The organism is Amycolatopsis sp. lyj-346, assembly GCF_046548975.1.
Taxonomy (GTDB): Bacteria; Actinomycetota; Actinomycetes; order Mycobacteriales; family Pseudonocardiaceae; genus Amycolatopsis.
The window spans coordinates 177,483-203,336 of the sequence record NZ_JAJPWT010000001.1 but is presented as its reverse complement, the minus strand read 5'-3'; the positions used below and the strand labels follow the sequence as shown (position 1 = coordinate 203,336).

The following is a 25,854-nucleotide window of genomic DNA, read 5'->3' as shown; positions in this document are numbered from 1 at the left end:
AATGACCTTGTGGTCCTCGATTTCCGCGTGCTCGGCCCGGCCGAGGTCACGGCCGATGGCCGCCCGGTGCCGCTCGGGGGCAGCCGGCCGCTGATCGTGCTGACCGGGCTTCTGCTGCGCGCGAACCGGGTCGTGCCGGTCGACGAGCTCGCCCGGTGGCTGTGGGACGACGACCGCCGCCGCTCCAAGGGCGCGCTCCAGACGTACGTGCTGCGCCTGCGCCGGGCCCTCGGCGACCAGGTCGCGATCCGCACGGAAAGCGGCGGCTACCGGATCGAACTCGACGACGACCTGCTCGACCTGACCCGCTTCCGCGCGCTGGCCGTGCGCGGCAAGGCGGCGATGGACCGCGGGGAAAGCCGCCGGGCGGCCGGGCACCTCGCCGAGGCACTCGCGCAGTGGCGTGGCCCGGCGCTGCTGAACGTCGAGTCCGACGCGCTGCACCGCGACGAAGCCGGGCAGCTGGCCGAGGAACGGCTGCGGGTGCGCGAGCAGTGGGCGGACGCGCTGCTCGAAGTCGGCGAGTACGGCACCGTCGTCCCCGAGCTCACCCGGCTGACCAGGGAGAACCCGCTGCGGGAGCGGCTGCACGAGCAGCTGGTGATCGCGCTGTACCGGTCGGGCCGCCAAGCCGAGGCGCTGACGGTGTACCGCCGGATCAGCGACGTGCTGGCCGACGAGCTCGGGCTCGACCCCGGGCCGTCGCTGCAGCGCACCCGCCAGGCGATCCTCACCGGCGCCGACGGCGACCCGGCCCCGGCGCTGGCGCGCTACCGGCTCGGCGTCGAGCCGCAGGTGCCGCACCAGCTCCCCGCCGACCTGCGGACCTTCTCCGGGCGAGAGTGCGACCTCAAGGCGTTGCACGCGCTGCTGCCGGAGGCGGCCGACGCCGGCGCGTCGACGCCGATCGCGTCCGTCGAAGGCATGGGCGGCATCGGCAAGACGACGCTGGCCGTGCACTTCGCGCACGAGATCGCGGACCGGTTCCCCGGCGGGCAGGTCTACCTCAACCTGCGTGGCTACGGCCCCGGCGAGCCGGTCGAGCCGTCGGCGGCGCTGGAGACCATGCTCACCGCGCTGGGCGTGCCGTGCGATCAGCTCCCCGGCGACCTCGACGGCCGCGCGGCGAGCTGGCGGACCCACACCGCGGGACGGCGGCTGCTGGTCCTGCTCGACAACGCCAACCGCACCGAGCAGGTGAGCCCGCTGCTGCCCGGCCCCGGCTGCCTGGTCGTGATCACCAGCCGCTGGCAGCTGCGTGCGCTGGTCGCGACGCACGGCGCGCGCCGGATCGCGCTGGAGGAGCTCGGCGACGAGGACGCCGTCGCGCTGCTGGCGGCCACGATCGGCTTCGACCGGGTCGCCCGCGCGCCGGCGGCGGCCGAGCGGTTCGTGCGCTACTGCGGCGGGCTGCCGCTGGCGATCCGGATCCTCGCCGTGCGGGCGGCGCAGTTCCCCGACCTGCCGCTCGACGAGTTCGTCGGCGCCCTCGACCGCGACCCGCTCGATTCGTTCGACCTCGCCGACGGCGAAGGCACCAACATCCGGTCGGTGTTCTCCTACTCCTACCAGGCACTGGAGCCGTCGACGGCCCGGCTGCTGCGGCTGCTCGGGCTGCACACCGGCGTCGAGTTCACCGCGCCGGCGGCGGCCGCGGTCGCCGGACTGGACGTCGCCGCGACCCGGCCGATGCTCGAAACCCTGGCCGCCGCGCACCTGCTCGCCCAGCCGCGTCCGGGCCGCTACCAGTTCCACGACCTGATCCGGGCGTACGCGGGCGAAGCGGCTTCGCAGGTGGATTCGGCTTCGCAGCGCGAGGCCGCCTTGGACCGGTTGCTGGGCTGGTACCTGGCGTCGGCGCTGAACGCGTCACGGCGGATGCGGCCGGAGCGCTACTACCGGCTGCTGGAACTCGAAGACCTCGAGGGCGGCCTGGCGTTCGGTTCGTACCACGACGCACTGGACTGGTTCGGCGAGGAGCACGGCAACCTCACCGCCGCGGTGCACCTGGCGCGGCGCCGGGGCCGCGACGACGTCTGCTGGAAGCTCGCCTGGCTGCTGCAGAGCTATTTCGTGACGCGCTCGCGGCTCGACGACTGGCGGTCGGTGTTCGCGGTGGCGCTGGACGCCGCGCGGGCGAGCGGCCACCGGCCGGGCGAGGCGGGAATCCTGAGCGGGCTCGGCGTCGTCAACGGCGTCGCCCGGCAGTACGCCGAGTCCCGGCGGTACCTGGAGCAGGTGCTCGCGATCCAGCGTGAGCTCGGGGCGCGCGAGGGCGAGGCGCGGGCGCAGTACAACCTGGCGATGGCGGCGCACAACCTCGAAGACTGCGCCGGGGCGTACGAGCACGGCATGCAGGCGCTGGCGATCGTCCGCGAGCTGGGGCTGGGGCACTTCGAGGCGAGCGTGCTGCGGGCACTGGGCGACATCTGCACGTCAATGGGCGATCACGAGCAGGCGCTGCGCCTGGCCGACGCGGCCCTGGCGATCCTCGGCCCGGACGGCCGCCCGGTGGACACGCGGTTCACCCAGCACACCCGCGGGTTGGCGCTCATCGGCCTCGGCCGGTTCGCGGAAGGCATCGCGTGCATCCGCGACTCGGTGGAGATGTTCTTCGCGATGGGCGAGCAGTACGAGGCGGCGGACGTCCTGGCCCAGCTGGGCACGATCCACCTCCGCCACGGCGACGCGGCACTGGCCCGCGAGTGCTGGCTCCGCTCGGTGCGCCTGCTGACGGAGCTGGGCCACCCGGACGCCGACGACGTCCGCGCCAAGCTGGCGGCGCTGGTCGTGGTGGGGGCATGAGCCTTCGGATCCGGACCGGCTCACGTGCCGACCCCCAGCGGCAGCACGCAAGCCGGTCCGGCCCGCGGGCACAGTCAAACGAACGGCGCTCACTGTCCACTCACTGTGTCGCGCTGGGGGTGACGCCAAGCAGGTCGGCGAGGCATTCGGCGTTCCGGGGAGCTGCCACTTTGACGTCGTTGTCGAAGTAGACGTGCACGTCCCGCCGTCCACCGTCGTGCCACTCCCGGATCTTGCCGGCCCACTTGCGCAGGGCCTGGTCCGAGTAGCCACTGACGTAGAGTTCTTCGTCCCCGTGCAGCCGGACGTAGGCGAAATCGGCGGTCTGGTCTTCGAGGAACGGCCACTTGCCGGCGGTATCGGCGACCACGAGCGCGATCCCGTGTTGCCGGAGAAGGTCGATCGCGGGGGGCTCGGCGAAGCTGGGGTGCCGGACTTCCAGGGCGTGCTGCAGGGGTTTCCGTGCGCCGGCTTCGAGGTACGGCGTGCCCTTCAGCTTGTCGTCGTGCTTGGTGGCGAGCTGCGCCGCGTCGGTGGTGGTGCGCGGCAGGAGGGCGAAGAAGTTCTCGAGCCGATCGGGATCGAAGGCGAGCCGGGGTGGCAGTTGCCAGAGGAAGGGACCCAGTTTCGCGCCGAGCGCGAGGACGCCGGAGGCGTAGAAGTTGGCCAGCGCGGTCTCGACGTCACGAAGCTGCTTCATGTGGGTGATGAAGCGCCCGCCCTTGACGGCAAAGAGGAAGTCGGCGGGCGTCTCGTCGAACCAGGCACGGTACCGCTCGGGCCGTTGGAGCGAGTAGAAGGAACCATTGATTTCGACGGCGTTCATCCGCCGCGACAGGTATTCGAGCTCCCGCCGTTGCGCGAGCCCGGGTGGGTAGAACACCCCGCGCCACGGGGGATAGCGCCACCCAGAGGTCCCGATCCGGATCTCGGCGATCGCCCTCACCGCCTTCCCGCGACGGGTGATTCCCGTTCGTCCGGACGGCCAAACGCGCACTCGCCCGGACGGCCGGACCGAAGATTGGACCAGGTGACCTGATTTGACGGACGCCCGTCTCACGGGACCTTTGAAGTGACGGCTCAAGCGATGGCCTCCCGGGGTTGGTGCGGGTGGTTGCGCCGCGCGGGGTTGCGACGGCCGCGAATCGCAAGATCCGGCGAGGGTTCGGCGGGCAGCCGAGCCGGAGCGGGCGCTGCGGCATGGGCAAAGCGGGGCCGGCGCGGCACCGGATGCAGGCCTGTTCCGGCGCAATGCGGAGTTACGCAGCCAGGCCAACAGCGCAACCATGCTTCCCCGGCCCCCCGGCCCCCCGGCCCCCCGGCCCCCCGGCCCCCCGGCCCCCCGGCCCCCCGGCCCCCCGGCCCCCCGGCCCCCCGGCCCCCCGGCGCCCGGCCCCCCGGCGCACGCCCAGCGTCCAACCCCTCAAGCCCAGGAAAACCGCCAATGCCGCGACTGCACCAACCCCGACGCGTACTCCCGCAGATTCCCCGGCTGCCCGGCGAACGTGGGCAAGCTGAACGCCCGGTGCTCCGCCGCGACCGTCAACGCCCGAGCCTGGTTGCGCGGCGGTGCCGCCACCGATAGCTCGATGGCGTCGAAGCCCAGCACCACCAGTGTGGCTCCGAACCTGTCCTCCCAGCTGCGCAGGACTGCCGACAGCTCTGCCACCTGGTCGGTGCACTTGATCATCCCCGTCCACCCCAGCAGGGCGGGGATGTCGGCCGGGCGCTCGGTCTGGACCAGGCCCAGCCGGTGCGGGGCCCGGGTGGCCAGGATCGAACCCGTGTTGCCCGCCTCCGCCAGCGGGTCCGACCTGCGCGGGCTGCGCTTGGCCAGGCCCGGGAACCGGGCGCCGAAGGGCCGCAGGCAGGCGCCGTCGCAGCACGAGGCGTCCCACCAGCGGGCCAGTGCTCCCGCCGGGTCGGCCGTGGCCACCCGGTGGCCGGCCGGGGCCAGGCGGCCCCGGTCGTCGATCCAGTCTTCGCCGTTCGCCGCGAAACGCTGGTCGTGGGGGATCAGCACCGGCCACAGCCCGGACCGCTCGAACTCGGCCACGCAGCCGAGGTAGCGCTCGGGCCGGGTCAGCGGCAGGTCGGACACCCACAGCCGGCCGTGCCACGATCCCGGTGGCAGGGTCTGGACCGGCGGCGCGGGCGTACCGGGGCGGAGCGGTGCGATCGTCATGGACGTCCCCTCGAACTTGTGTTCGGTTGCTGCATGTCGAACAGTAGTTCGAGGGTCCGACAATTTCCAGTACCGCGCCCGCTCATCCGTTCGAGTGAATCAGTGAATCTGCAGGTCAGAAGCCTGTCTGCAACTCCTGTGGCGGAAGTTGTTCCTGTGACGATTCGCTACGCCGAACGAGTCCGGCGCTCGCGCAACCGGACCATGACGAACACCCCGGCCGCCACCACCACCGCGGCCAGCACGACGTACTGGAACACCGACGCGTACCGGTCGACCAGCGACCAGCTCTCGCCGAGCAGGTACCCGGTCACGACGAACACCGTGTTCCACAGCAGGCTGCCCGCCGTCGTCAGCAGGAGGAACCGGCCGAACGGCATGCGTTCGACCCCGGCCGGCAGGGAGATCAGGCTGCGGAAGATCGGCACCATCCGCCCGAGGAACACGGCCTTGCCACCGTGCCGGGCGAACCAGGCCTCCGTCCGGTCGAAGTCGCCGGCTTTCATCAGCGGGAGGCGGCTCACCAACGCGCGGGTGCGGTCCCGGCCGAGCAGCGCGCCCAGCCAGTAGACGATCACCGCGCCGGCCAGCGAGCCCAGTGTCGTCCAGAACAGCGCGCCCAGGAGCGTGAACGCGCCCCGGCTCGCGGAAAACCCGGCGAGCGGGAGCACCAGCTCGCTGGGGATCGGCGGGAACAGGTTGTCCAGCCCGACGATGATGGCGGCGCCGGGGCCGCCGAGCGCGTCGATGAGCCCGACGGCCCAGCCGGCCAGCCCGGTCATCGGTTCGGCGGAGGTGGAGGTGGAGGTCAGCAAGAGAGCCATGGCTCGAACGTAGGAATTCGCGAGCGGCAGCACATTGCTGAACACCACCCGGAAACATTGCGGAAAACCGCAATACGGAAATCCCCCGCGCTCGCTAGCCTGAGGTCGTGATCATCTGGGCGGCACGCACCACAGCGGGCGTCGGCCTCGGCGCGCTCACCGCGATCGCCGAGGTGCTGTACGTCCTGCTGAGCGCGCCCCTGCTCGTCGTCCCCGCGACGCGCAAGGCCGTCCTGCACGGCGCCCGGAAGCTCGCCGAGGTCGAACGCGTTCGGCTGGAACGGTTCTTTGACAACTACAACGATGACGATTACGACGGCCGCCGGGCCCTGCAGTACCTCGGCACCCGTGCTCCTGTCGGCCTGCTCGGGCTCGGCGTCTGGGCCTGCGTCGGCGCCGGGGTACTGGCGGCGGTGTTCTACGCCGAGCAGCTGTTCACCGGACGCGCTCCCGGTGGGCAGGGCGTGGGGAGCGTCGCGGACTGGGCGCTGATCCTCGGGCTCGCGGCGCTCGCGGTGTTCCTCTGCTGGCAGGGCATGGCCGGCGTGGCCGCCCTGGACCGGTGGCTGGCCAAGCGATTCTTCGGCCCGAGCTTCCGGACGATCGTGGAACGGCGGATGTCGCAGCTCTTCAGCACCCGCGCGGAAGTCGTCGAGGCGGTGAACGGTGAACGCCGCCGCATCGAGCGCGACCTGCACGACGGGGTGCAGCAACGGCTCGTCGCGCTGGGCATGCTGCTGGGCCGGGCCCGGCGCACGGGGAACACCGAACTGGTCCGGCAGGCCCACGAGGAAGTGCAGGAAGCCTTGCGGGAGCTGCGCGAGGTCGCCTGGCACGTGTATCCGATCGCGCTCGACGAAGGCGGTCTCGACACCGCTCTCGAGTCCCTGGCCGAACGAGCGACGATCCCGGTCGACGTGTGGTGCACGTCCATCTGGAAACCGTCGCTCCAGCTGGCCACGGTCATCTACTTCGTGGCGTCGGAGGCCGTCACCAACGCGACCAAGCATTCCGGCGCGACGCGGATCACGATCGACGTGCGTGTCGTCGGCCGGAACATGGTGGTGGAGATCCGCGATGACGGCTCGGGTGGCGCACAGGCCGTCGGCAACGGCGGGCTCAGCGGGCTGGCGCGGCGCGTGGCGGCGGCGGACGGGGAGTTCAGCGTGGACAGTCCGGTCGGCGGCCCGACGGTCGTGCGGGCGGCGTTGCCGTGCGGGTGATCCTGGCCGAGGACTCGACGCTGCTGCGCGAAGGCCTGGTGCGGCTGCTGGCCGAGGAAGGCCACGACGTCGTCGCCGCGGTCGGCGACGGTGAAGCACTCGTCGAGGCCACCGCGCAGGCGAGGCCCGACGTCGTCGTCACCGACGTGCGGATGCCCCCCTCCCACACCGACGAAGGCCTGCGTGCCGCCCTCGAGATCCGGGAAAGGTGGCCGGAAACCGGGGTGCTCGTCCTCTCCCAATACGTCGAGAAGCGGTACGCCGCCCAGCTGATCAGCGGAGACCGCGGCCGCGTCGGCTACCTGCTCAAGGACCGCGTGGCCCAGGTCGGCGAGTTCCTCGACGCGCTGGAGCGGGTCGCCGAAGGCGGTGCCGCCTTCGACCCGGAAGTGGTGCGGCGGCTGGTGGCCCGCACCTCCCACGAAGACGCGCTGGGCCGGCTGACCCCGCGCGAGCGCGACGTCCTGGAGAAAATGGCGCAGGGCCACACGAACGCGAGCATCGCGCAGCTGCTGTACCTCTCGCAGAGCTCGGTCGAGAAGCACGCGAACGCGATCTTCGACAAGCTCGACCTGCCCCAGGCGGCCGGCTACAGCCGCCGGGTGCTCGCCGTCCTGCGGTACCTGGGCTCGTGAGCGGGGGACCCGCCGGAGCGGCTCAGAGCGGCCGGAGCAGGTCGTCCGCGTCCACGATGTGGTACGCGTAGCCCTGTTCCGCCAGGAACCGCTGCCGGTGCGCCGCGTACTCCGTGTCCACCGTGTCGCGCGAAACGATCGAATAGAAGTGCGCCTGCCGTCCGTCGCCCTTGGGCCGCAGCAGCCTGCCCAGCCGCTGGGCCTCCTCCTGCCGGGAACCGAACGTGCCCGAGATCTGGATCGCCACCGAGGCTTCCGGCAGGTCGATCGAGAAGTTCGCGACCTTCGACACCACCAGTGTCCGGATCTCGCCGCGCCGGAACTTGTCGAACAGCTCCTCCCGCTCCTTGTTGCGGGTCGCGCCCTGGATCACCGGGGCGTCGAGCTCGTCGCCGAGCATCTCCAGCTGGTCGAGGTACGCGCCGATGACCAGCGTCGGCTCGCCCGCGTGCTTGGCCACGATCGACTTGATCACCGGGGTCTTCGTCAACGCCGTCGCCGCCAGCTTGTACCGCTCCTCGGCCTCGGCCGTGGCGTACTCGAGCCGCTCCGCGTCGGTCAGCGTCACGCGGACCTCGGTGCACTCCGCCGGGGCGATCCAGCCCTGCGCCTCGATGTCGCGCCACGGCACGTCGTAGCGCTTCGGGCCGATCAGCGAGAAGACGTCACCCTCGCGGCCGTCCTCGCGGACCAGCGTCGCCGTCAGGCCGAGGCGCCGCCGGGACTGCAGATCCGCCGTCATGCGGAACACCGGCGCGGGCAGCAGGTGGACCTCGTCGTAGACGACCAGGCCCCAGTCCCGCGAGTCGAACAGCTCCAGGTGCCGGTACTCGCCCTTGGTCTTGCGGGTGACCACCTGGTAAGTGGCGATGGTGACCGGCCGGATCTCCTTCTTCTCCCCGGAGTACTCGCCGATCTCCTCCTCGGTCAGCGACGTCCGCGCGATCAGCTCGCGCTTCCACTGCCGCCCGGCGACCGTGTTCGTCACCAGGATCAGCGTCGTGGCCTGGGCGCGGGCCATCGCCGCCGCGCCGACCATCGTCTTGCCGGCACCGCACGGCAGCACGACGACGCCCGAGCCGCCCGCCCAGAACGCCTCCGCCGCCATCCGCTGGTAGTCGCGCAGCTGCCAGTCCGTCTCGTCCAGCGCGATGGGGTGCGCCTCGCCGTCGACGTACCCGGCCAGGTCCTCGGCCGGCCAGCCGACCTTCAGCAGCGCCTGCTTCAGCCGCCCGCGCTCGGACGGGTGCACGATGACGGTGTCGTCGTCGATCCGGGCACCCAGCATCGGGCTGATCTTCTTGTTCCGGATGACCTCGGCCAGCACCGCGCGGTCGGTGGTCGACATGACCAGCCCGTGCGCCGGGTGGTTGGCGATCTGCAGCCGCCCGAACCGGCCCATGACGTCGACGACGTCGATCAGCAGCGGCTGCGGCACCGGGAAGCGCGAGTACGTCGTCAGCGCGTCGACGACCTGCTCGGCGTCGTGGCCCGCGGCGCGCGCGTTCCACAACGCCAGCGGCGTGATCCGATAGGTGTGCACGTGCTCCGGAGCCCGTTCGAGCTCGGCGAACGGCGCTATCGCGACGCGCGCGTCATCGGCCTGGGAGTGGTCGACCTCCAGGAGCACGGTCTTGTCGGACTGGACGATCAGCGGGCCATCAGTCACAACTACTGTTATACGTGCCTCGCTCCGGTCCGCTCCGCTCGCGGGTCCGCTGGTGGGACGAGGTGCCGAGGGGATCACTGGAGGGCACGTTGACCACACCGCCGTTCGACGACAACCCGTTCCGGTCGCCGGGCTACGCGCAGCCCGCGCCGATGCCCCCGGTACCGGGGCACCAGCCGGTCCCGCACTGGTTCACCACGAAGGTGCGGATCACCCTGGTCGCGTGCGTCGTCGCCGCGCTGGGCCTGGGCGCGCTGGGGGCGATGGGCGTCTCCTGGATCGCCCGCAGCGGCGCGCCGTCGAGCGGCGACTGCCTCTACCTGACGCGCGAGGGGGCAGGCAAGCTCGCCTACCACCGCGTCGGCTGCAGCACGGACAACGCGACCTACAAGGTCGAGAACAGCTATCGCGGGACCTCGCGCTGCTCCTCGAACGGCTACGTGCGGTTCCAGACCACGACCGACTCCGGCGCCGGGCGGACGCTCTGCCTCGCCCTGAACGTCCGCACCGGCGACTGCCTCCGCGACGTCGAAGACGAGGTCACGATCGCCAAGGTGAGCTGCTCCGACCCGGCGGCGACGGAACGCGCCGAGGTCATCACCGGCTATCGCGGCGGCGAGGGCTGCGAAGAGGCAGATGAGGTGCTGGTCTACAACGGACCGCCCGCGCGCGTCGTGTGCCTGAGGCCGCCGGGCGAGAACATCTAGCCGAACCACCTGGTCAGCTCGGCCGGGTCGACGACGTACCCGTCCGGCCGCACCAGCAGCAGCCGGCCGCGGTACTCGGGGTCGCCGGTCGCCGCGCGGACGACGTCGACCTGGCCGGTGCAGCCGGGCGGCACCGAGTGGTCGCCGAGGTCGAGGAGCAGGCCGCGGCCGCCGTGCAGCAACGTCGAGAGCCGCGTCGGCCCAGCCGCCGTCGTCAGGTCGAGGTCCGGGATGCGGTGCGCGCCGGGGTAGTCCAGGCCGAGGCCGGACAGCAGCCCGCTGAAGTAGCGGTTGGCGTCCGGCAGCCGCATGAGGTCGACGACGATCTCGCGCAGCGCCTCGACGTTCTCGCTGCGTTCCGGCGCCGTGAACACGCGCTGCGCCGCCGTCTGCCGCAGGACGCGCGAGGCGGCCGGGTGGCGTTCGGCCTGGTAGGTGTCCAGCAGCCCGGACGGCGCCGTGCCGCGGATCGTCGCGGCCAGCTTCCAGCCGAGGTTCAGCGCGTCCTGGACACCCAGGTTGAGCCCCTGCCCGCCGAGCGGCGGGTGGATGTGGGCGGCGTCGCCGGCGAACAGGACGCGGCCGTGCCGGTACTGCTCCAGCTGCCGCGTCGCGTCGTTGAACCGCGAAGCGCCGTACACCTCGCCCAGCCGCGTCTCGGCGCCGTACAGGGCCGTCAGCGCTTCGGTGACTTCAGTGTCCGACACCGGTGCGTCGCGGCCCGGCTGCCGCGTCGTGGAGCCGAAGACGAACCGGTGGCCGCCGTCGCCGAGCGGGGTGAGCATCGACCAGTAGCCGTCCACCTGGCGGGTGACCTGGCTGAAGTGCGCGGCGCGGGCCGGTACGAGGTCGGACGTGGCGGCGAGCCGGATGTGCGCCAGCGTGGCGACGAAGGTTTCGGTGCGGCCGGGGAACGGCACCCCGAGCAGGCGCCGGACGGTGCTGTGCGCCCCGTCGCAGGCCACCAGCCAGCGCGCCCGCAGCCCGTCGACCGTGACGCCGTCCGCGTCGACGTCTACCGCGGTCACCTCGTGCCCGCGCCGCAGCACGGCCCCCTGCTTGACCGCGTGTGCGGACAGCACGGCCTCGACGTCGTCCTGCGTCCGGTTCAGCACCCGGGGGTGGCGTGTCCGCCAGACGCTGTGGTCGAGCGCGACCGGCAGCCCGGCGAAGTGCCCGCTCGGGCCGTCGACCTGCTGGTCGGCCGGGTTCAGCCCGCGCATCTCCAGCAGCTCGGCGGTCCGGGGCTGGAGCCCGACCGGCCGCGGCAGCCCCGGCCCCTCGCGGCGTTCGAGCACGGTCACGCCGGCCCCGCCCAAGGCGAGTTCCGCGGCCAGCATGAGGCCGGTCGGGCCGGCTCCGGCGATCAGGACGTCGGTCATCGTGCACTCCTCGAGTAGACTGAGTGCAAAAGTAGACCAAGTGCAGATATGGCGGTAGCTAATATCCGGTCTGCTCGGGCAGCAGGCCCTGGACGTCGAGGCGGGCCGCCAGCAGGCCCGAGTTGTGCATCAGGTCGGCCACGCGCTGCAGCCGGATGCCGTTGAGCGACGCCGGGTACGAGCCGAGCGAGATCAGCGCGGCCGTGGTGCCGTCGATGTCGGAGAACCTGGGCAGGGCGTCACGCACGATCGCGGGGTCCGTCGCGCTCTGCTGGGCGGCGCCCAGTGCGGTGCGGAACGCCCGGAGGGTCCGCGGGTTGGCCTGCGCGAACGGCTTCGCCGCCGTGTAGCCGGAGAGCGGGAAGTCGAGCGTCGAACCGCGCGCGCCGTCGGCCAGGATGTGTGCGCCGAGGTCCTTCTCGGCGCGGGTGATGTACGGCTCGATCATCAGCGCGGCGTCGGCGTCCCCCGCCTGCAGCGCCTGCGGCATCCGGTCGAACGGCACCGCGGTGAACTTGATCTTCGTCTCGTCGACGCCCGCGGTGCCCAGTACCGAACGCGCGACGAGCGCGCCGATGTCGTCGAGCCTGTTCACCGCGATCTTGGGCGACCTCTTCGCCGTCGGCTCGGTGTAGTCCGAATCCGGCAGCGTCACCAGGGCCATCGTGTTGGGGCCGGCCGTGTAGGCCTCGCCCTGCAGCTGCAACGCCGTCCCGCCGGCCGCGGCGCGGAACATCGCGATGTCGGAGGCGAAGGTGACGTCGAGGTCGCCGGCGGCCAGCTTCGCGAGCCCGTCGTCCGCGCCGAGCTCCACGAGGGACACGTTCAGCCCGGCGGCGCCGAACTTTCCGGCGGCGACGGCGATCCGCAGCGGGGCCGTGTCGATGGCGTTGCCCACACCGACGCGCAGCGTGGTCCGCTCCAGCGGCGGCGGTGGCACGGCGGTGCCGGCGGAGAACACGGTGCATCCCGCGGTCGCCAGGAGCGCCGCTACCAGCGGAATCATCGGTCCGCGTCTGATCATGAACCTTCACCTACCGCGAGAATCTGGTTCTCGTGCTGGATCGTATGGTCCGCGCCCCATACGATCGCGGGCAGGGCCGTATCGTGCCAACGCGGCTTTCGGATCTTCATGGGGCGGGCTACCGTTCAGTAGGTTCGAGGTGTCGTTCGATCCGCGGGTTCCCGCCCGCGGCGGAAAAGGAAACCAGGTGACCCGTCGCGACAAGCGTCCCCGCAAGGGCGGCGACGCGGCGGATCCGCGTCCGGCGGGCGGCCGCTGGCGGTTGCGGAACTGGCGTCTCGGTACGAAGCTCTTCGCCGTCCTCCTCATCCCGGCGCTGGCCGTGATCGCGCTCGTCGGCCTGCGGATCAGCTCCGACCTGCGCGAAGCCCGGCAGCTGGCCGAGTTCGCCACCCGCGGCCGCGTCGACAACACGGTCGCCGAAGCCTTGCACGAGCTGCAACGCGAGCGCGACCTCACGGTCCGGTTCGTCGCCCAGAACCGGCAAGGCGACACCGCGGACCTCACCGCCCAGCGCGCCCGCGTCGACCAGGCCATCGGCGGGTTCGAGCGAACCCTCGCCGACAGCAAGCCACGGCTCGACGCGAACGCCGCGGAAAGCCTGCGGCAGACCGACGACCGGCTGCGCGTGCTCGGCGGCCTCCGGTTCTCCGCGGAGCATTCGGCGTTCCCCGCCGACGCCGTGCTGCGCTCCTACAGCGAGCTGATCTCCGGCCTGCTCGACATCAGCGACTCCGCCGCCGCCGACGTCGCCGACCCGGAACTCGCGCGGATGCGGCTGGCGGGCAACGCACTCGCCCGGATCAAGGACCAGATGTCGGTCAAGCGCGCGGTGATGGCCGAGGCGCTCGCGGCGGGCACCCTCAACCGCGACCGCACGCGCGCACTGCTCGGCGCGGAAGCCGAACTGGCCGCCGCGCGCAGCGACTACCGCACCTTCGCCACGCCTGACCAGCAGCGGATGTACGACGACACGGTGATCGGCCTGGTCGTCGACATCGGCAACGACATGGTCGAATCCGCGCTCACCCGCACCGAAAACGACCAGAACCTCTCGGGTCTCGACCCGAACCAGTGGGACACCTCGGCCACGCACACGGTGAACCTCGCCCACCGGGTGCAGCAGGCGCTGCTGGTCCAGTTGCAGCAACGCACGGACGCCCTGGCGGCACAAGCCCGCACGGCCGCCCTGTGGGACGGCGGCGTGGTTCTCGGCGTCCTGCTCGTCGCGGGCGTGCTGTCGGTCGTCATCGCGCGGTCTCTGTTGCGCCCCTTGCGGATCCTGCGCCGGACGGCGCTGGAGGTGGCCGAGCACCGGCTGCCCGCGGCCGTGCAGAACCTGCTCACCGATCCCGAGCCCGCCCCCGAGAACCTGCGGAAACGGCTGGCCGTCGCGCCCGTGCCGGTGTTCACGCGTGAAGAGCTCGGCCAGGTGGCGCGCGCGTTCGACGCGGTGCACGGCGAGGCCGTCCGGCTGGCCGGCGAACAGGCGATGCTGCGCGAGAACGTCAACGCGATGTTCGTCAACCTCTCGCAGCGCAGCCAGGACCTCGTCGAACGGCAGCTGTCGGTGCTCGACCGGATGGAGGCCGACGAGCAGGACCCCGACACCCTCGCGGGCCTGTTCGAACTCGACCACCTCGCGACGCGGATGCGGCGCAACAGCGAAAACCTGCTGGTGCTGTCCGGCAACGACTCGGCGCGGGAGGACGCCGGCCCGGTGCCCGCCGACGAGATCATCGGTGCCGCGCTCTCGGAGGTCGAGCACTACCAGCGGATCGAGCTCGGCCCGGCGCCGCAGGTCGCGGTCCGCGGCGAGGCCGTCAACGACCTCGTGCACGTCGTTTCGGAGCTGCTGGAGAACGCGACGCGCTACTCCGGCGAAGAGATGGTCACCGTGGCGAGCGCCGAAACCCACGACGGCGACTGGCAGATCGAGATCATCGACCACGGCGCCGGCATGCCGCAGGCGGAGATCGACCGCACCAACGCGCGGCTCGCGCACCCGCCGGACGTCGACGTCGAGGTGTCGCGCCGGATGGGCCTGTTCGTCGTCGCGACGCTGGCCAAGCGCCACCACATCGACGTCAGCCTGAGCGCGGGCGCGGAAGCCGGGCTGGTCGCGACCGTGCTGGTGCCCGCGGGCCTGATCGTCGAGCTGCCGCCGATGCCGGCGCCGCCCCCGCCCGCCGAGCCGCCCGTCGCCCCGGAGCCGGAGCTGCTGGCGCCGCTCGCCCCGCTGACGCCGCCGGAACCCGAGCCGGAGCCGGAGCCGGAAGAGCTGACGCCGCCGTCGATCGAGGCCGGCCCGCTGCGCCGGGCCCCGGTGGTGGCCCGCGACCACGCGCCGGAGTGGCCGACCGCGGACGACGACGCCCACCCGGACTTCGACGCTCCGACCGAGCGGATGCCCGCCTACCGCGACGTCCTGTCCCGCTGGTTCGACGCCTCCGCCGCACCCGAACCGCCGCGGAAACCCGCCGAGCCGCGCCCGGTCGCCGAGCCGCGCCCCGTGGCCGAGCCGCGCCCGGTCGCCGAGGCACCGCGACCGGCCGACCCCCGGCCACGGCACGCGCTCGCCGCACCACCGCCCCCGGAGCTTTCACGTGAAAGCTCCGCTCCTGCCGAGGTGGAGCTTTCACGTGAAAGCCCGGCCCCTGCCGAGGCGCAGCTTGCACGGGAAAGCGGTGTCGTGGCCGAGCCCCGGCCGGATGACGAGGACACCGAACCGCGGCTGCGGCCCGTCGCGCCGCCCGCCGCGATCGAGCCCGCGTACGAATGGCCTACCTCGGCCGAACTGGAGCAGGAGGACGGCGCGGAGGACACCTGGCCGTTCCTGCAGCCGCTGGATTCCGCGGCCAGCCCGGGAGCGGTGCCGGAACAGCGGCCGATACTCTCTCTTTCCCCGGAAGCGGTACGCGAGCGGATGACGAGCCTTCAAGGCGGCTTCCGGCGAGGGCGGCACGCGAGGGGAGACGACACCCGGAACCAGTGAAACGGATGAGGCATGAGCTCGAAGACGCCCCTGCTGGAAGTGATCGCGCTGGACGCGGCGGACGCCGAAGGCGCGCAGGCGGGCGGGGCCGACCGCCTCGAACTGGTTGCGGACATGGCGCAGGACGGCCTGACGCCGTCGATCGAGACCCTGCGTGACGTGCTCTCGGCGACCGACCTCCCGGTGCGGGTCATGCTGCGGGACAACGGTTCCTTCGCCGTCGGCGACCTGGAAGGGCTGCGCGCGGACACCGCCCGGCTGATCGATGCGGGCGCCCGGGAGTTCGTCTTCGGCTTCCTCACCGTCGACAGCGAGATCGACCTCGACGCCTGCGAGACGCTGATCAAGGAGGTCGACGGCCTGCCCTGGACGTTCCACCGCGCCATCGACCGCACCCGCGACCCGGTGCGCGCGTACGACCAGCTGGCGTCCCTGGGATGTGACACCGTGCTGGCCGCCGGTCACCCGAACGGCGTGGCCAGCGGCCTTTCGGTGCTGCAAAGGCTTGCGCAGCGCGACGGCGGACCGGAACTGCTCGTGGGTGGCGGCCTGCGTGCACAGCAGGTCCACCTGCTGCGCGCGGGCGGCGTGCGGGGATTCCACGTCGGCAGCGCGGTGCGCCCCGGCGGCTGGCAGGCGCCGGTGGACGCCGGAACCGTGCGCACCTGGGTCGACCTCGTCAAATCCTGATCGTCTACGCAGATCCGACGGAAAACCGGCGGAATAGAACGATTTCTGCCGATGTTTTCACTGTCGGCGGCAATCGTGAACCGGCACGTGAAATTGCATCCGCTCCGTGCACCCTCGCGCGCGGAGGTGCGCGTGCGGCTGCACGGGCAGTTCCACTTTTGACCTGGTTGGTGGCTGAATCGGCGGCATCTGCTGGTTATCGTTGGCGAAGTTGGGCGCTGTCGGCGGCGACCACCGTCGACCCCTGGCCAATCAGACACCCCGGCCCCCGGTGTCATCAATCGTCTGGAATGTACAGGAGGCAGCGCTGTGGGCGCGCGTATCCGGTTCGCAATTCGTTCGATGACTAGCCAGCAGGAAACCAGAATGTCGACCATCAGATGGATTTCCGTCGCCTGGGGCAGGCTGATTCCCCGTGGATATCGCGTGAGTGGGTCCACGGCAAGCCGGAGGGCCGAATCGTGACCGGCGCGATACCGCGTCAACGCGAAACCGGAACCTGCGAAGACGAATTCGCGAAACTGGGGCTCGGCGGCTCCCTCGCCCTGACCGGGCTGCTGGCCGTCGTCAAGATCGCGGAAGCCGCCACGGGTGTGGTGCTGACCGCCACCGGGGTGCTGCCCGGCGCCAGTCCCTCGACGGAGCGGGCCCCGGCCTCGCCCGGCGGGGAATGAGCGGAGCTGCCCGATCGGCGGCTCTCGACGGACGGAGGGCTGCCATGACCGGCAGTGACGGACGGGACGACTCCGGTGGCACGCACGTGGGTCTCGCCGACGTGCAACGGCTCGAGAACACCATCGCGCGGCTTCGGGCCCAGGACTACCGCTACGGCGGCGGTGCCTGTGGCGAAGCCGTCGCGGCGGTGCTGCCCCACGCCGTCGGACTGCTGGGCGGCACGGTGCGCGGCAAGGTCCGGCCGCGGCTCTGCGCCGCCGTGGCCGACCTGTACAACCTCGCCGGCTGGACGAGTTTCGACGACGACCGCCCGGAGGCCGCGCTGGAAGCGTTCGCGCAGGCGCTGCACCTGGCCGTCGAGGCGGGCAACGACGACCTCCAGGCCAACATCCGGTACCGCGCCGGGCGGCTGCTGCTGCACTACGACGCGGTGGACCCGGCGCTGACGGAGTTCGCGCGGGGGCGCGAGGCGGCGCTGCGGGCGCATTCGCCGCTGGCCCAGGCGATCCTGTCGGCCAACCAGGCGTGGGCGCACGCCAAGAAGGCCGACGCCGTCGCCGCGCTGAGGTGCCTGCACCGGGCCCGCCGGGAGTTCGCCGGCTCCGCGGGTGCGGAACCCTCGCCGTGGGCGGCTTTCTTCGGGGCGAACGACCTGGCGGCGATGATCGGCACGGTGCACGGGGAACTGGCCCAGGTCGTCGACGTCCGCCACGGCCGCGACGGCATCCCCGCGCTCGTCGACGCCATCGCCGGCTACGGCCCGGAGATGGCCCGCAGCCGGTCGCTGACGCTGATCTGGCTGGCCACCGTGCACGCGCTGGACGGCGATCTCGACGTCGCCGCCGAAGCCGGGCGGGAGGCGATCGAGCTGGCCGGCGGCCTGCGCTCGCCCCGGACCCGGCAGCGGCTGCGGACGCTGTCGTCCGCGGCCCGGCGGTACCGGCGCGACGCGCGTGCCCGGGAGATCATCGAACGCGTCGAAATGGCCGGGCATTCCGGACAATAATCATTTTGTCATGGAAAGGTAAACCGGTCGGAAAATGAAAATGGGATCCGTCGAAGCCCAGACAAAAGTAGGTTCCTCGGCGTGATCGCATCTTCTTATGCTTCTCGGCAACCTGCGGCGAGCATTCCGCGCAGGCCCGGTCCCCACCGCCGAGAGGAAATTCCCCATGCGCTTGCGCAAGCTCGTCGCGGCCGCTGTGCCGCTGCCTGCGTTGCTCGGCCTCGCCGTGGCCGTCCCGGCCGCCGCGGCGTCGGAACCCCTGGTCGCGTTGGCTGACAACGCCGCGCCGCTGATCAACAGCGCCCGCACCGGCGACGTCGCGGCCGACCGGCCGATCACCGCCGCGCTGTCGCTGAAACTGCACAACCAGCAGGCGCTCGAAAAGTTCCTCGCGGACGTGCAGAATCCCGCATCGGCGCAATACCACCGGTTCCTGAACCCGGCGCAGTTCAATGCGAGGTTCGGCCCGACCCAGGCGGACGTCGACAAGGCCGTCTCATTTCTCGGGAAATCCGGGCTGACCGGGATCGAGGTTTCCGGCAACCGGCAGGCCATCACGTTCACCGGGTCGGCGGCGCAGCTCGAGTCGGCGTTCCGGACTCGCATCGGGACCTACCACGACCAGGTGTCCGGGCGGGACTTCTTCGCCAACGACGCCGTCCCGGCCGTGCCGTCGAGCGTTTCGGACGTCGTGGGCGGCGTCGTCGGCCTCGACGACCACGCGGTGCGGACGCATTCGGCGAAACCGCTCGCGCAGCAGCCCAACGTCGTCAAGGCCGTCACCCCGCCGGTGCTCAAGACCGCTTACGGCACCAGCGGTCTGTCGGCAACGGGTAGCGGCGTGAACGTCGGCTTCGTCGAGTTCGACGGCTACCAGAAGTCCAATATCACCAAGTACGACAGCACCTACGGCCTGTCGGCGGGTTCGGTGACGACGGTCGGGGTCAGCGGCGCGAACTACGACTCCTCGCCGGGCGGCGGCCAGATCGAGGTCGAGCTCGACATCGAGGTCGTGCACGCACTGGCCGCGGCGGCCGACGACTACGTCTACGAGGCACCGAACTCGAGTGCCGGCGAACTGGCGATGTACCAGAAGATCGCGTCGGACGCCACGGTCGACGTCGTCTCGATCTCCTGGGGCGCTTGCGAAGCGGCCGAGGGGTCGAGCGCGGCGAAGAGTGTCAGCAGCGCGATCGCGACCGGCACGGCGGAGGGCATTTCGTACTTCGCGGCGGCGGGCGACGACGGCACGACCGACTGCTACCGCCAGACGGGTTCGACGGCCAAGGGCGTCGACTTCCCGGCGTCGAGCCCGAACGTGTCGGGTGTCGGCGGCACGAAGCTGACCGTGACGTCGTCCAACGGCTACAGCAGCGAAGCGACCTGGAACGACGGCAACAGCGGCGGCTCGACCGGCGGCGGGATCTCGACGGTGTTCACCGCGCCGTCGTGGCAGTCCTCGCAGAGCACGACGTACCGCAAGGTCCCGGACGTGGCGGCGGACGCCTCGCCGACGTCGGGGTACTACATCTACAGCGCGGGCACGTGGGAGACGGTCGGCGGAACGTCGGGCGCAACGCCGCTGTGGGCGGCCTTCGCGGCCCTGCAGAACCAGGTGCACGGCGGGGCACTGGGCAACCTGAACCCGAAGTTCTACTCGATCGGCAACGGGTCCTCGTACGGCACGGGCTTCCACGACGTGACGACGGGCAGCAACACCCTGCACGGCACGACCGGGTTCAGCGCCGGGACGGGGTACGACCAGGTGACGGGCTGGGGTTCCTTCAAGGGCAGCGGCCTGTCCGGCCTGCTCGGCTGAGGTGCGGAGCCGGGGCTGTCGCGGATTTGCGACAGCCCCGGTTTCCCGGTTTTGTCGGTGGCCGATGACACAATGTGCGCATGGCAACACTGGTAGCGACACCGAGGTCCCGCGCGCTGGGCTTCGGCCTTCGGGCGGCGAGGAAGGCGCGGAACCTCGGCGTGCGCCAGCTGGCGCGGCTGGCGGGTGTGGTGGCGCAGGATCTGTCGCATTGGGAGAGCGGGACGCGTGTGCCCAAGATCGAGCAGGTGGCGCTGCTGCTCGGGGCGCTGCGAGTCGAGCCGGTGGAGCGGAAGAGGTTGCTGGAGCTGGCGAGGAACGCCCGCGAGCCCAACTGGCTCGAGCACAGCATTCCCGGGATTTCGCCGCGGCTCTCGGCTTTCATCGAGTACGAGCGCACGGCCTCGGCGATCTTCGCCTGGGAGCCGCTGCTGATCCCCGGGCTGCTGCAGACCCCGGAATACGCCTGGGCGATCCTCGGCACCGGCGGTCGGCGGCGGGCGGAAGAGGAGCTGCGGTTGAGGCTGAGGGTTCGCCTTCTGCGGCAGGAGGTTCTGACCGGCCGCAATCCTTCTCCCTACACCGTGTTCCTCGCCGAGCCCGTTATCCGGCAGCGGCTCGGCGGTCGCGAGATCATGCTTCCGCAGCTGAGGCACCTCGCCGAGCTGACCAAGCGGCGGAACATCAGCCTTCGGGTGCTGCCGGATAGCGAAGAGTTTCACCCCGGTCTCAACGGTTCCTTCGTGGTCTTCGACTTCGCCGACCTGCCGCCGATCGTCTTCCTGGAGCAGTACCGCGGCAGTGCTTACCTCTACGATGAGCAGCAGGTGTCCGATTACCTGGCGGCCCAGCGGGCGATGGCGGCACTGGCCCTGAGCGAGCAGGAATCCTGCGCGCTCGTGCGGGAGGTGATCGCCGACTTGGAGGCGTGATGTGGCGTAAGTCCAGCTACAGCGGGAGCGAAGAGAACTGCGTGGAGGTGAAGCTCGGACCGGTGTCGCAGATCCGGGACACCAAGGACCGCGCCGGGGGCACTCTCACCGTGGGTTCGGCCGCTTGGGGGGCTTTCGTTCGCAAGGCTAAGCGTTAACCTGTCCGCATGATCAAGCGCACGGTGCTGGACGCCACCCGCGAACTCCTCCGCGAACTCGGCCTCACCACGGTGTTCGGCAACCCCGGCACCACCGAGGTGCCGTTCCTCACCGGCTGGCCCGACGACTTCGACTACGTCCTGGGCCTGCAGGAATCCGCCGTCGTGGCGATGGCCGATGCCTATGCGCAGGCCACTCGCCAAGCCGTGCTCGTGAACCTGCACTCCGCCGGCGGGGTCGGGCACGGGCTCGGCAGCCTCTTCACCGCCTACCGCAACCGGACGCCGATGATCGTCGTCGCCGGGCAGCAGATCCGGTCGCTCATTCCGCACGAGCCCTTCCTCGGGGCCGTGGAAGCGTCCGAGTTCCCGAAGCCGTACGTGAAGTGGTCGATCGAGCCCGCCTCCGCCGAGGACGTCCCGGCCGCGCTCGCGCGGGCCTACCACGTTGCCACGCAGGCGCCGTCCGGTCCCGTTTTCGTGTCCGTTCCCGCCGACGACTGGTCCGTCACCACCGAACGGCCGATCGTCTCGCGGCCCGGGATCCGCGGCTTCGCCCCCGATCCCGAGGCCGTCGACGAGCTCAACACCGCACTGGCCGCCGCGGAACGGCCGGCGATCGTCGTCGGGGGAGCCGTCGACCAGGACGGGGCCGTCGTCGAAACCGTCGCGCTCGCCGAACGGCTCAACGCCGCCGTGTGGGTCGCCCCGATGTCCCACCGGTGCTCGTTCCCCGAAGACCACCCGCTGTTCCAGGGGTTCCTCGACCCCGAACGCGGTGCCGTCGCCGACACGCTCGCGCCGTACGACCTCGTCGTCGTGCTGGGGGCGCCCGCCTTCACCTACCACGTCGACCGCGGCCGCGGGGAAGCTCCGCTGCCGCCGCTGTTCCTCGTCAGCGACGACGAGCAGGTCCTCGCCCGCGCCTTCGAAGGCACCGGCATCCGCGCCACGCCGAAGCTGGGCATCCGCGCGCTGCTGAACGTAGTCGAGCGCGGCACGCGGCCCGCGCCGGCGTCGCGGCAGCGTCCCGCGAAGCCGAGCGGCGACGCGCTGACCGGCGAGCTCGTCTACTCGACGCTCGCGGATCTGTTGCCGGACAACGCCTTGGTCGTCGAAGAGGCACCCAGCCACCGCGGGGTCCTGCACGACCACCTGCCGATCACGGCCACCGACACCGGCTTCCTGACGATGGCCAGCGGCACGCTCGGCTACGGCGTCCCCGGCGTGGTCGGCGCGGCACTCGCCCGGCCGGACCGCAAGGTCGTCGGCGTGATCGGCGACGGTTCGAGCATGTACGGCATCCAGGCCCTCTGGACGGCGGCGCGCGAAGAACTGCCGGTGACGTTCGTGATCCTGGACAACTCCGAGTACGCGGCGGTCCGGATCCTCGGCGACGCGATCGGCGGCGCCAAACTCCCGGGCACCGAGCTGGGCGGCATCGGCTTCGCGGCACTGGCGGTGAGCATGGGCTGCCACGGCGTGACGATCACCGAGCCGGCCGAACTGGCCCCCGGTCTCACGGCGGCGCTGGCCGACCCGCGCCCGACGCTGGTCCACATCCGCGTGGCCGCGTCGTCCAAGTCGCTGTACTGAGCCTGACCGGACGGGCGAAGGTTACAAAACGGTCATTCGACGCACAAAAGGAGAAAGATCGCACCTGCGCGAGGGCAGGATGGGGCGGCCGGTTCTCGCATGGAACTCGCGGAGGTTCGAATGGGTGCGCAGATCGTCTCGATTTTCCTGCCGGCGGCGCTCGCGCTGGTCATGTTCGGCCTCGGCCTGTCGCTGACCCTGGCCGACTTCGCCAGGGTGGTGAAGTACCCGAAGGCCGCCTTCATCGCGCTGACGTGCCAGATCGTCGTGCTACCCGCCATTTGCTACGGGCTGGTCGTGCTGTTCGGGCTCAACGGCGTGCTGGCCGTCGGGATGATGCTGCTCGTCGCCTCGCCCGGCGGGACGTCGGCAAACCTGTTCAGCCACCTCGCGGGTGGTGATGTCGCGCTCAACATCACCCTGACGGCGATCAACTCCGTGCTCGCGGTGTTCACGCTGCCGCTGGTGGTGGCCTTCGCGATGGCGCGGTTCATGGCCGGCGACGCGTCGATCGGGCTGCAGCCCGCGAAACTGCTGCAGGTGTTCGCGGTCGTGGTGATCCCGGTGGCGATCGGCATGTGGGTCCGGCACCGTTACCTCGCCTGGACCGAGAAGATGCAGAAACCGGTCAAGATCGCGTCGGTCGTCGTGCTGGTGCTGGCGATCACGTTCTCCATCGCCGGGAACTTCAAGCTGCTGCTGGACAACAGCGACACGCTCGGGCCGGTGGCGTTGCTGCTTTCCGTGCTGAGCCTGGCGATCGGTTACGGCGTGCCGCGGCTGCTGCGGGTGGAGCGGCGGCAGGCGATCGCGTCGGCCATGGAGATCGGCATCCACAACGCCGCGCTGGCCATCACCGTCGCGATGTCGGTGCTCGGCAGCGAGCCGATGGCGGTCCCGGCCGGGATCTACGGCTCGCTGATGTTCGTGCCCGCCGCGATCGCCGCCTACGCGTTGAGCCGCAAGCGTTCCGAGGTCGCGAGCGTCACGGGCGCCTAGGACCGGGAGAACCCCGCCGGCGTCCCGCTTCGCTCGCGACCACGGCTAGCCGCGGGTCTTGGTCTCCGTCCTGTTCGGAGCCTGCTCGGCCAATGCCCACTCCGCCGCGTCGGAAGCCGCCGCGGCAGCCTCGGCCGGGGTGCCGCCGTGCAGCAGCCGGGCCACTTCGCCGCGCAGGGTCACGAACTCCGCCGACTCGCGCGTCGTGATCTGGTCGCGCTCGGCGGGCAGGCCCACCGGCAGGTCCGCCACGATCGACGCCGGTGACTTCGACAGCACCAGCACGCGGTCGGACAGGTACACGCTCTCGTCGATGTCGTGGGTGACGACCAGGACCGTGCTGCCCTGCTCGCGCTGCACGCGCCGGGTCAGGTCCTCGAGTTCGAAGCGCGTCTGGGCGTCGACCGAGGCGAACGGCTCGTCCATCAGCAGCAGCGCCGGGCGGCTGGCCAGCGCGCGGGCGATCGACACCCGCTGCTGCATGCCGCCGGACAGCTGCCACGGGTACTTCCCGCCGACCTCCGACAGGCCGACGTGGGCCAGCGCCTCGGCTGCCCGCTCACGTCGTTCCGCGCGCGAGATCGGCCGCCACCGCAACGGGAACTCGACGTTCTTCTGCACCGAAAGCCAGGGGAACAGCGACCTGCTGTAGTCCTGGAACACGACGGCCAGGTCGTCCGGCACCCCGGCGACGCGGTCGCCGTGCAGGCTGACCGTGCCGCCGGTCGGCGGGGTCAGCCCGGCGATGCAGCGCAGCAGCGTCGACTTCCCGCAGCCCGACGGGCCGACGATGCTGGCCAGCTGTCCGGTTTGGACGGTGAACGAAAGGTTGTTCACCGCGGTGTGCGCCTTGGTGCCGGTGCCGTAGGTGTGGCTGAGGCCGGACACTTCGAGCATGGTGGACGACATGGGAGAGGCCTTTCGAAGCGTCAGCCGCGGCCGAGGCGGGTCGGCTGCCAGGCCAGCACCCGCCGTTCCGCGGCCAGGAAGATCGTGTTGAAGACGTAGCCGAGGATGCCCAGCAGCACCAGCCACGCCCACATGGTGGGGAACTCGAAGTCCTGCTGGGCGTTCAGCAGCGACCGGCCGATGCCGTTGTAGGCCCCGACCAGCTCGGAGACGACCATCAGCAGCAGCGAGATCGAAAGGCTGACCCGCAGGCCGGCGAAGATCTTCGGGGCCGCCGCCGGCAGGACGACCATGCCGAGCCAGTACGCCTTGGGCGTGCGGAACGACCGCGCCGTCTCCACCTTCACCTGGTCCACCGAGCGGACGCCGTCGACCGCGTTGAGCACCACCGGCCACACCGCCCCGAAGATGATCGACCCGATCTGCATGCCCGAGCTCAGCCCGAACAGCACCGCGAACACCGGGATCAGCGTGGGCGGCGGGATCGAGCGGAAGAACGCGAACAACGGGCCGACGTAGTCCATCGCCGTCGCCGACCGGCCGAGCAGCACGCCGAGGACGACGCCGACGACCGCGGCGAGCGCCCAGCCGCCGAGGGTGCGGCCGAGACTGGGGAACACGTTGTCGAACACCGCGTCGGTGAGGAACAGGTGCGACGCGGGCCCGGTGAACCACAGCTTCGCGGCGGTGACCGCGATTTCCGTGGGCGGCGGGAAGAACTTGCTGCCACCCGCACGGGCGGCGGCTTCCCAGGCGACGACGAGGATCGCGAACAGCAGCCAGTTCCGGACGACCGCGGCGGCACCGCGCGCGGCACGCCTGCCCATCCGGCCGGAAAGTGTCACCGTGGTCACGCGATCGCCTCCCGGTCCACTGTGCTCCACCGGAACAGCCGCTTGCCGAGCTGTTCGAGCCCCTCGTTGATCAGGTAGCCCAGTGCCCCGGCGACCACCGTGCCGGCCAGTACCAGGTCGAACCGGACGGAACCGGTGCTGGCGACGAGGACGAAGCTGCCGAGACCGACCTGGGAACCGGCGAGGAACTCGACGCTGACCACGGCGATCAGCGAGATGGTCGCCGACAGCCGGACGCCGGTGAAGACGAACGGCGCGGTCTGCGGCAGCGCGACCGAAGACAGGATGCGGAACCGGCTGGTCCCGCACGCCCGCGCGGTTTCCATCAGCACCGGGTCGATCTCGCCCATGCCGTAGATGGTGTTGAACATGATCGGCCACAGCGAGGCGTACACCGCGAGGACGATCTTCGCGTCGGGGCCGGAGCCGATCACCAGCAGCACCAGCGGGACGAGTGCGGTGACCGGGATCGGGCGGAGGAACTCGACGATCGCGGCGGTGGCCGTGCGCACCGCGGGGACGCTGCCCAGCAGCAGCCCGGCGGGTACGCCGATCGCGATCGCGATGGCGATGGCGATCAGCCAGGCCAGCATGGTCGCGACGATGTCGCGGATGAATTCGGGGTCGCCGAGCAGCTCCCCTACGGTGACGAGAACGACGCTCGGCGGTGGGGTGAAGTCCTTGCTGACCAGGCCGACCTGGACGACGACCTCCCAGAACAGGAGGAAACCGACCAGGCCGGCCAGGCCACGGAGCAGTTTCGCCAC

22 protein-coding genes are annotated in these 25,854 nt (G+C 71.2%); 13 read left to right on the top strand and 9 right to left on the bottom strand.

What is annotated here, in order from left to right:
• Positions 1 to 9: 9 nt before the first annotated feature.
• Positions 10 to 2,805 carry an AfsR/SARP family transcriptional regulator gene (locus ACLJQE_RS01010; protein ID WP_410637008.1) on the top strand — a complete coding sequence of 932 codons (2,796 nt, stop codon included), beginning with the start codon at positions 10 to 12 and terminating at the stop codon, positions 2,803 to 2,805.
• A gap of 100 nt (positions 2,806 to 2,905) precedes the next feature.
• On the opposite strand, the gene ACLJQE_RS01005 is transcribed toward ACLJQE_RS01010, so the two are convergent.
• From ACLJQE_RS01005 to ACLJQE_RS00995, 3 genes are all read right to left on the bottom strand, one after another.
• Positions 2,906 to 3,751, bottom strand: a complete 846-nt coding sequence (locus tag ACLJQE_RS01005; RefSeq protein WP_410637007.1) for a DUF72 domain-containing protein — start codon at positions 3,749 to 3,751, stop codon at positions 2,906 to 2,908.
• Positions 3,752 to 4,228: 477 nt separating this feature from the next.
• Entirely contained in the window at positions 4,229 to 4,990 is a 762-nt protein-coding gene (locus tag ACLJQE_RS01000; RefSeq protein ID WP_410637006.1) for a DUF4253 domain-containing protein, read from the bottom strand.
• 167 nt (positions 4,991 to 5,157) lie between these two features.
• On the bottom strand, positions 5,158 to 5,814 hold the full coding sequence (locus tag ACLJQE_RS00995) for a DedA family protein (protein WP_410637005.1): 657 nt from the start codon (positions 5,812 to 5,814) through the stop codon (positions 5,158 to 5,160).
• 107 nt (positions 5,815 to 5,921) lie between these two features.
• Here ACLJQE_RS00995 and ACLJQE_RS00990 point away from each other — a divergent pair, with 107 nt between their 5' ends.
• Together ACLJQE_RS00990 and ACLJQE_RS00985 are read left to right on the top strand one after the other, a co-directional pair.
• A complete protein-coding gene (locus ACLJQE_RS00990) occupies positions 5,922 to 7,037 on the top strand; it encodes a sensor histidine kinase (protein WP_410637004.1) in 1,116 nt (371 codons plus the stop codon).
• On the top strand, positions 7,028 to 7,672 hold the full coding sequence (locus ACLJQE_RS00985; RefSeq protein WP_410637003.1) for a response regulator: 645 nt from the start codon (positions 7,028 to 7,030) through the stop codon (positions 7,670 to 7,672). Before ACLJQE_RS00990 ends, ACLJQE_RS00985 begins: the two co-directional genes overlap by 10 nt.
• 22 nt (positions 7,673 to 7,694) lie before the next feature.
• On the opposite strand, the gene ACLJQE_RS00980 is transcribed toward ACLJQE_RS00985, so the two are convergent.
• Positions 7,695 to 9,341: a DNA repair helicase XPB gene (locus ACLJQE_RS00980; RefSeq protein WP_410637002.1), complete on the bottom strand. Its 1,647-nt coding sequence runs from the start codon at positions 9,339 to 9,341 to the stop codon at positions 7,695 to 7,697.
• Between the two features lie 89 nt (positions 9,342 to 9,430).
• Here ACLJQE_RS00980 and ACLJQE_RS00975 point away from each other — a divergent pair, with 89 nt between their 5' ends.
• The gene (locus tag ACLJQE_RS00975; protein WP_410637001.1) at positions 9,431 to 10,048 is read left to right on the top strand and encodes a hypothetical protein; all 618 of its coding nucleotides are present in this window, start codon (positions 9,431 to 9,433) and stop codon (positions 10,046 to 10,048) included.
• Here the strand turns inward: ACLJQE_RS00975 and ACLJQE_RS00970 are convergent.
• Together ACLJQE_RS00970 and ACLJQE_RS00965 are read right to left on the bottom strand one after the other, a co-directional pair.
• Positions 10,045 to 11,430 (bottom strand): FAD-dependent monooxygenase, encoded by a 1,386-nt coding sequence (locus tag ACLJQE_RS00970; protein ID WP_410637000.1) that lies wholly within the window; start codon positions 11,428 to 11,430, stop codon positions 10,045 to 10,047. The two genes, ACLJQE_RS00975 and ACLJQE_RS00970, sit on opposite strands and share 4 nt — an antisense overlap.
• 58 nt (positions 11,431 to 11,488) lie before the next feature.
• The gene (locus ACLJQE_RS00965) at positions 11,489 to 12,454 is read right to left on the bottom strand and encodes an ABC transporter substrate-binding protein (RefSeq protein WP_410636999.1); all 966 of its coding nucleotides are present in this window, start codon (positions 12,452 to 12,454) and stop codon (positions 11,489 to 11,491) included.
• A gap of 187 nt (positions 12,455 to 12,641) precedes the next feature.
• On the opposite strand from ACLJQE_RS00965, the gene ACLJQE_RS00960 reads away from it, so the two are divergent.
• The 9 genes from ACLJQE_RS00960 (at position 12,642) to ACLJQE_RS00920 (ending at position 23,324) form a co-directional block, all read left to right on the top strand.
• Positions 12,642 to 15,449, top strand: a complete 2,808-nt coding sequence (locus ACLJQE_RS00960; RefSeq protein WP_410636998.1) for a nitrate- and nitrite sensing domain-containing protein — start codon at positions 12,642 to 12,644, stop codon at positions 15,447 to 15,449.
• Positions 15,450 to 15,461: 12 nt separating this feature from the next.
• Positions 15,462 to 16,139, top strand: coding sequence for a copper homeostasis protein CutC (locus ACLJQE_RS00955; protein WP_410636997.1), 678 nt, complete (start codon positions 15,462 to 15,464; stop codon positions 16,137 to 16,139).
• A 461-nt stretch (positions 16,140 to 16,600) separates the two neighbouring features.
• On the top strand, positions 16,601 to 16,813 hold the full coding sequence (locus tag ACLJQE_RS00950) for a hypothetical protein (RefSeq protein WP_410636996.1): 213 nt from the start codon (positions 16,601 to 16,603) through the stop codon (positions 16,811 to 16,813).
• Positions 16,814 to 16,857: 44 nt separating this feature from the next.
• Positions 16,858 to 17,820 carry a hypothetical protein gene (locus tag ACLJQE_RS00945; RefSeq protein ID WP_410636995.1) on the top strand — a complete coding sequence of 321 codons (963 nt, stop codon included), beginning with the start codon at positions 16,858 to 16,860 and terminating at the stop codon, positions 17,818 to 17,820.
• A 166-nt stretch (positions 17,821 to 17,986) separates the two neighbouring features.
• Positions 17,987 to 19,639 (top strand): protease pro-enzyme activation domain-containing protein, encoded by a 1,653-nt coding sequence (locus tag ACLJQE_RS00940; RefSeq protein WP_410636994.1) that lies wholly within the window; start codon positions 17,987 to 17,989, stop codon positions 19,637 to 19,639.
• Positions 19,640 to 19,719: 80 nt separating this feature from the next.
• Positions 19,720 to 20,571 carry a helix-turn-helix domain-containing protein gene (locus ACLJQE_RS00935; protein WP_410636993.1) on the top strand — a complete coding sequence of 284 codons (852 nt, stop codon included), beginning with the start codon at positions 19,720 to 19,722 and terminating at the stop codon, positions 20,569 to 20,571.
• Positions 20,571 to 20,729, top strand: coding sequence for a DUF397 domain-containing protein (locus ACLJQE_RS00930; protein WP_410636992.1), 159 nt, complete (start codon positions 20,571 to 20,573; stop codon positions 20,727 to 20,729). The genes ACLJQE_RS00935 and ACLJQE_RS00930 overlap by 1 nt, the downstream gene beginning before the upstream one ends.
• A 9-nt stretch (positions 20,730 to 20,738) precedes the next feature.
• Positions 20,739 to 22,325 carry a benzoylformate decarboxylase gene (gene mdlC / locus ACLJQE_RS00925; protein WP_410636991.1) on the top strand — a complete coding sequence of 529 codons (1,587 nt, stop codon included), beginning with the start codon at positions 20,739 to 20,741 and terminating at the stop codon, positions 22,323 to 22,325.
• A gap of 120 nt (positions 22,326 to 22,445) precedes the next feature.
• A complete protein-coding gene (locus tag ACLJQE_RS00920; protein WP_410636990.1) occupies positions 22,446 to 23,324 on the top strand; it encodes a bile acid:sodium symporter family protein in 879 nt (292 codons plus the stop codon).
• A 45-nt stretch (positions 23,325 to 23,369) separates the two neighbouring features.
• On the opposite strand, the gene ACLJQE_RS00915 is transcribed toward ACLJQE_RS00920, so the two are convergent.
• The 3 genes from ACLJQE_RS00915 to ACLJQE_RS00905 are packed head-to-tail and all read right to left on the bottom strand — an operon-like array spanning position 23,370 to position 25,854.
• Entirely contained in the window at positions 23,370 to 24,221 is an 852-nt protein-coding gene (locus tag ACLJQE_RS00915; protein ID WP_410638272.1) for an ABC transporter ATP-binding protein, read from the bottom strand.
• Positions 24,222 to 24,253: 32 nt separating this feature from the next.
• Positions 24,254 to 25,087 (bottom strand): ABC transporter permease, encoded by an 834-nt coding sequence (locus tag ACLJQE_RS00910; protein WP_410636989.1) that lies wholly within the window; start codon positions 25,085 to 25,087, stop codon positions 24,254 to 24,256.
• Positions 25,084 to 25,854: an ABC transporter permease gene (locus ACLJQE_RS00905; protein WP_410636988.1), complete on the bottom strand. Its 771-nt coding sequence runs from the start codon at positions 25,852 to 25,854 to the stop codon at positions 25,084 to 25,086. Before ACLJQE_RS00905 ends, ACLJQE_RS00910 begins: the two co-directional genes overlap by 4 nt.

Coding starts and splice junctions, on each gene's coding strand:
- ACLJQE_RS00955 (WP_410636997.1), top strand. CDS start 15,462: ATGAGCTCGAAGACGCCCCTGCTGGAAGTGATCGCGCTGGACGCGGCG.
- ACLJQE_RS00995 (WP_410637005.1), bottom strand. CDS start 5,814: ATGGCTCTCTTGCTGACCTCCACCTCCACCTCCGCCGAACCGATGACC.
- ACLJQE_RS00930 (WP_410636992.1), top strand. CDS start 20,571: ATGTGGCGTAAGTCCAGCTACAGCGGGAGCGAAGAGAACTGCGTGGAG.
- ACLJQE_RS00920 (WP_410636990.1), top strand. CDS start 22,446: ATGGGTGCGCAGATCGTCTCGATTTTCCTGCCGGCGGCGCTCGCGCTG.
- mdlC (WP_410636991.1), top strand. CDS start 20,739: ATGATCAAGCGCACGGTGCTGGACGCCACCCGCGAACTCCTCCGCGAA.
- ACLJQE_RS01000 (WP_410637006.1), bottom strand. CDS start 4,990: ATGACGATCGCACCGCTCCGCCCCGGTACGCCCGCGCCGCCGGTCCAG.
- ACLJQE_RS00935 (WP_410636993.1), top strand. CDS start 19,720: ATGGCAACACTGGTAGCGACACCGAGGTCCCGCGCGCTGGGCTTCGGC.
- ACLJQE_RS00915 (WP_410638272.1), bottom strand. CDS start 24,221: ATGCTCGAAGTGTCCGGCCTCAGCCACACCTACGGCACCGGCACCAAG.
- ACLJQE_RS00965 (WP_410636999.1), bottom strand. CDS start 12,454: ATGATCAGACGCGGACCGATGATTCCGCTGGTAGCGGCGCTCCTGGCG.
- ACLJQE_RS00945 (WP_410636995.1), top strand. CDS start 16,858: ATGACCGGCAGTGACGGACGGGACGACTCCGGTGGCACGCACGTGGGT.
- ACLJQE_RS00940 (WP_410636994.1), top strand. CDS start 17,987: ATGCGCTTGCGCAAGCTCGTCGCGGCCGCTGTGCCGCTGCCTGCGTTG.
- ACLJQE_RS00970 (WP_410637000.1), bottom strand. CDS start 11,430: ATGACCGACGTCCTGATCGCCGGAGCCGGCCCGACCGGCCTCATGCTG.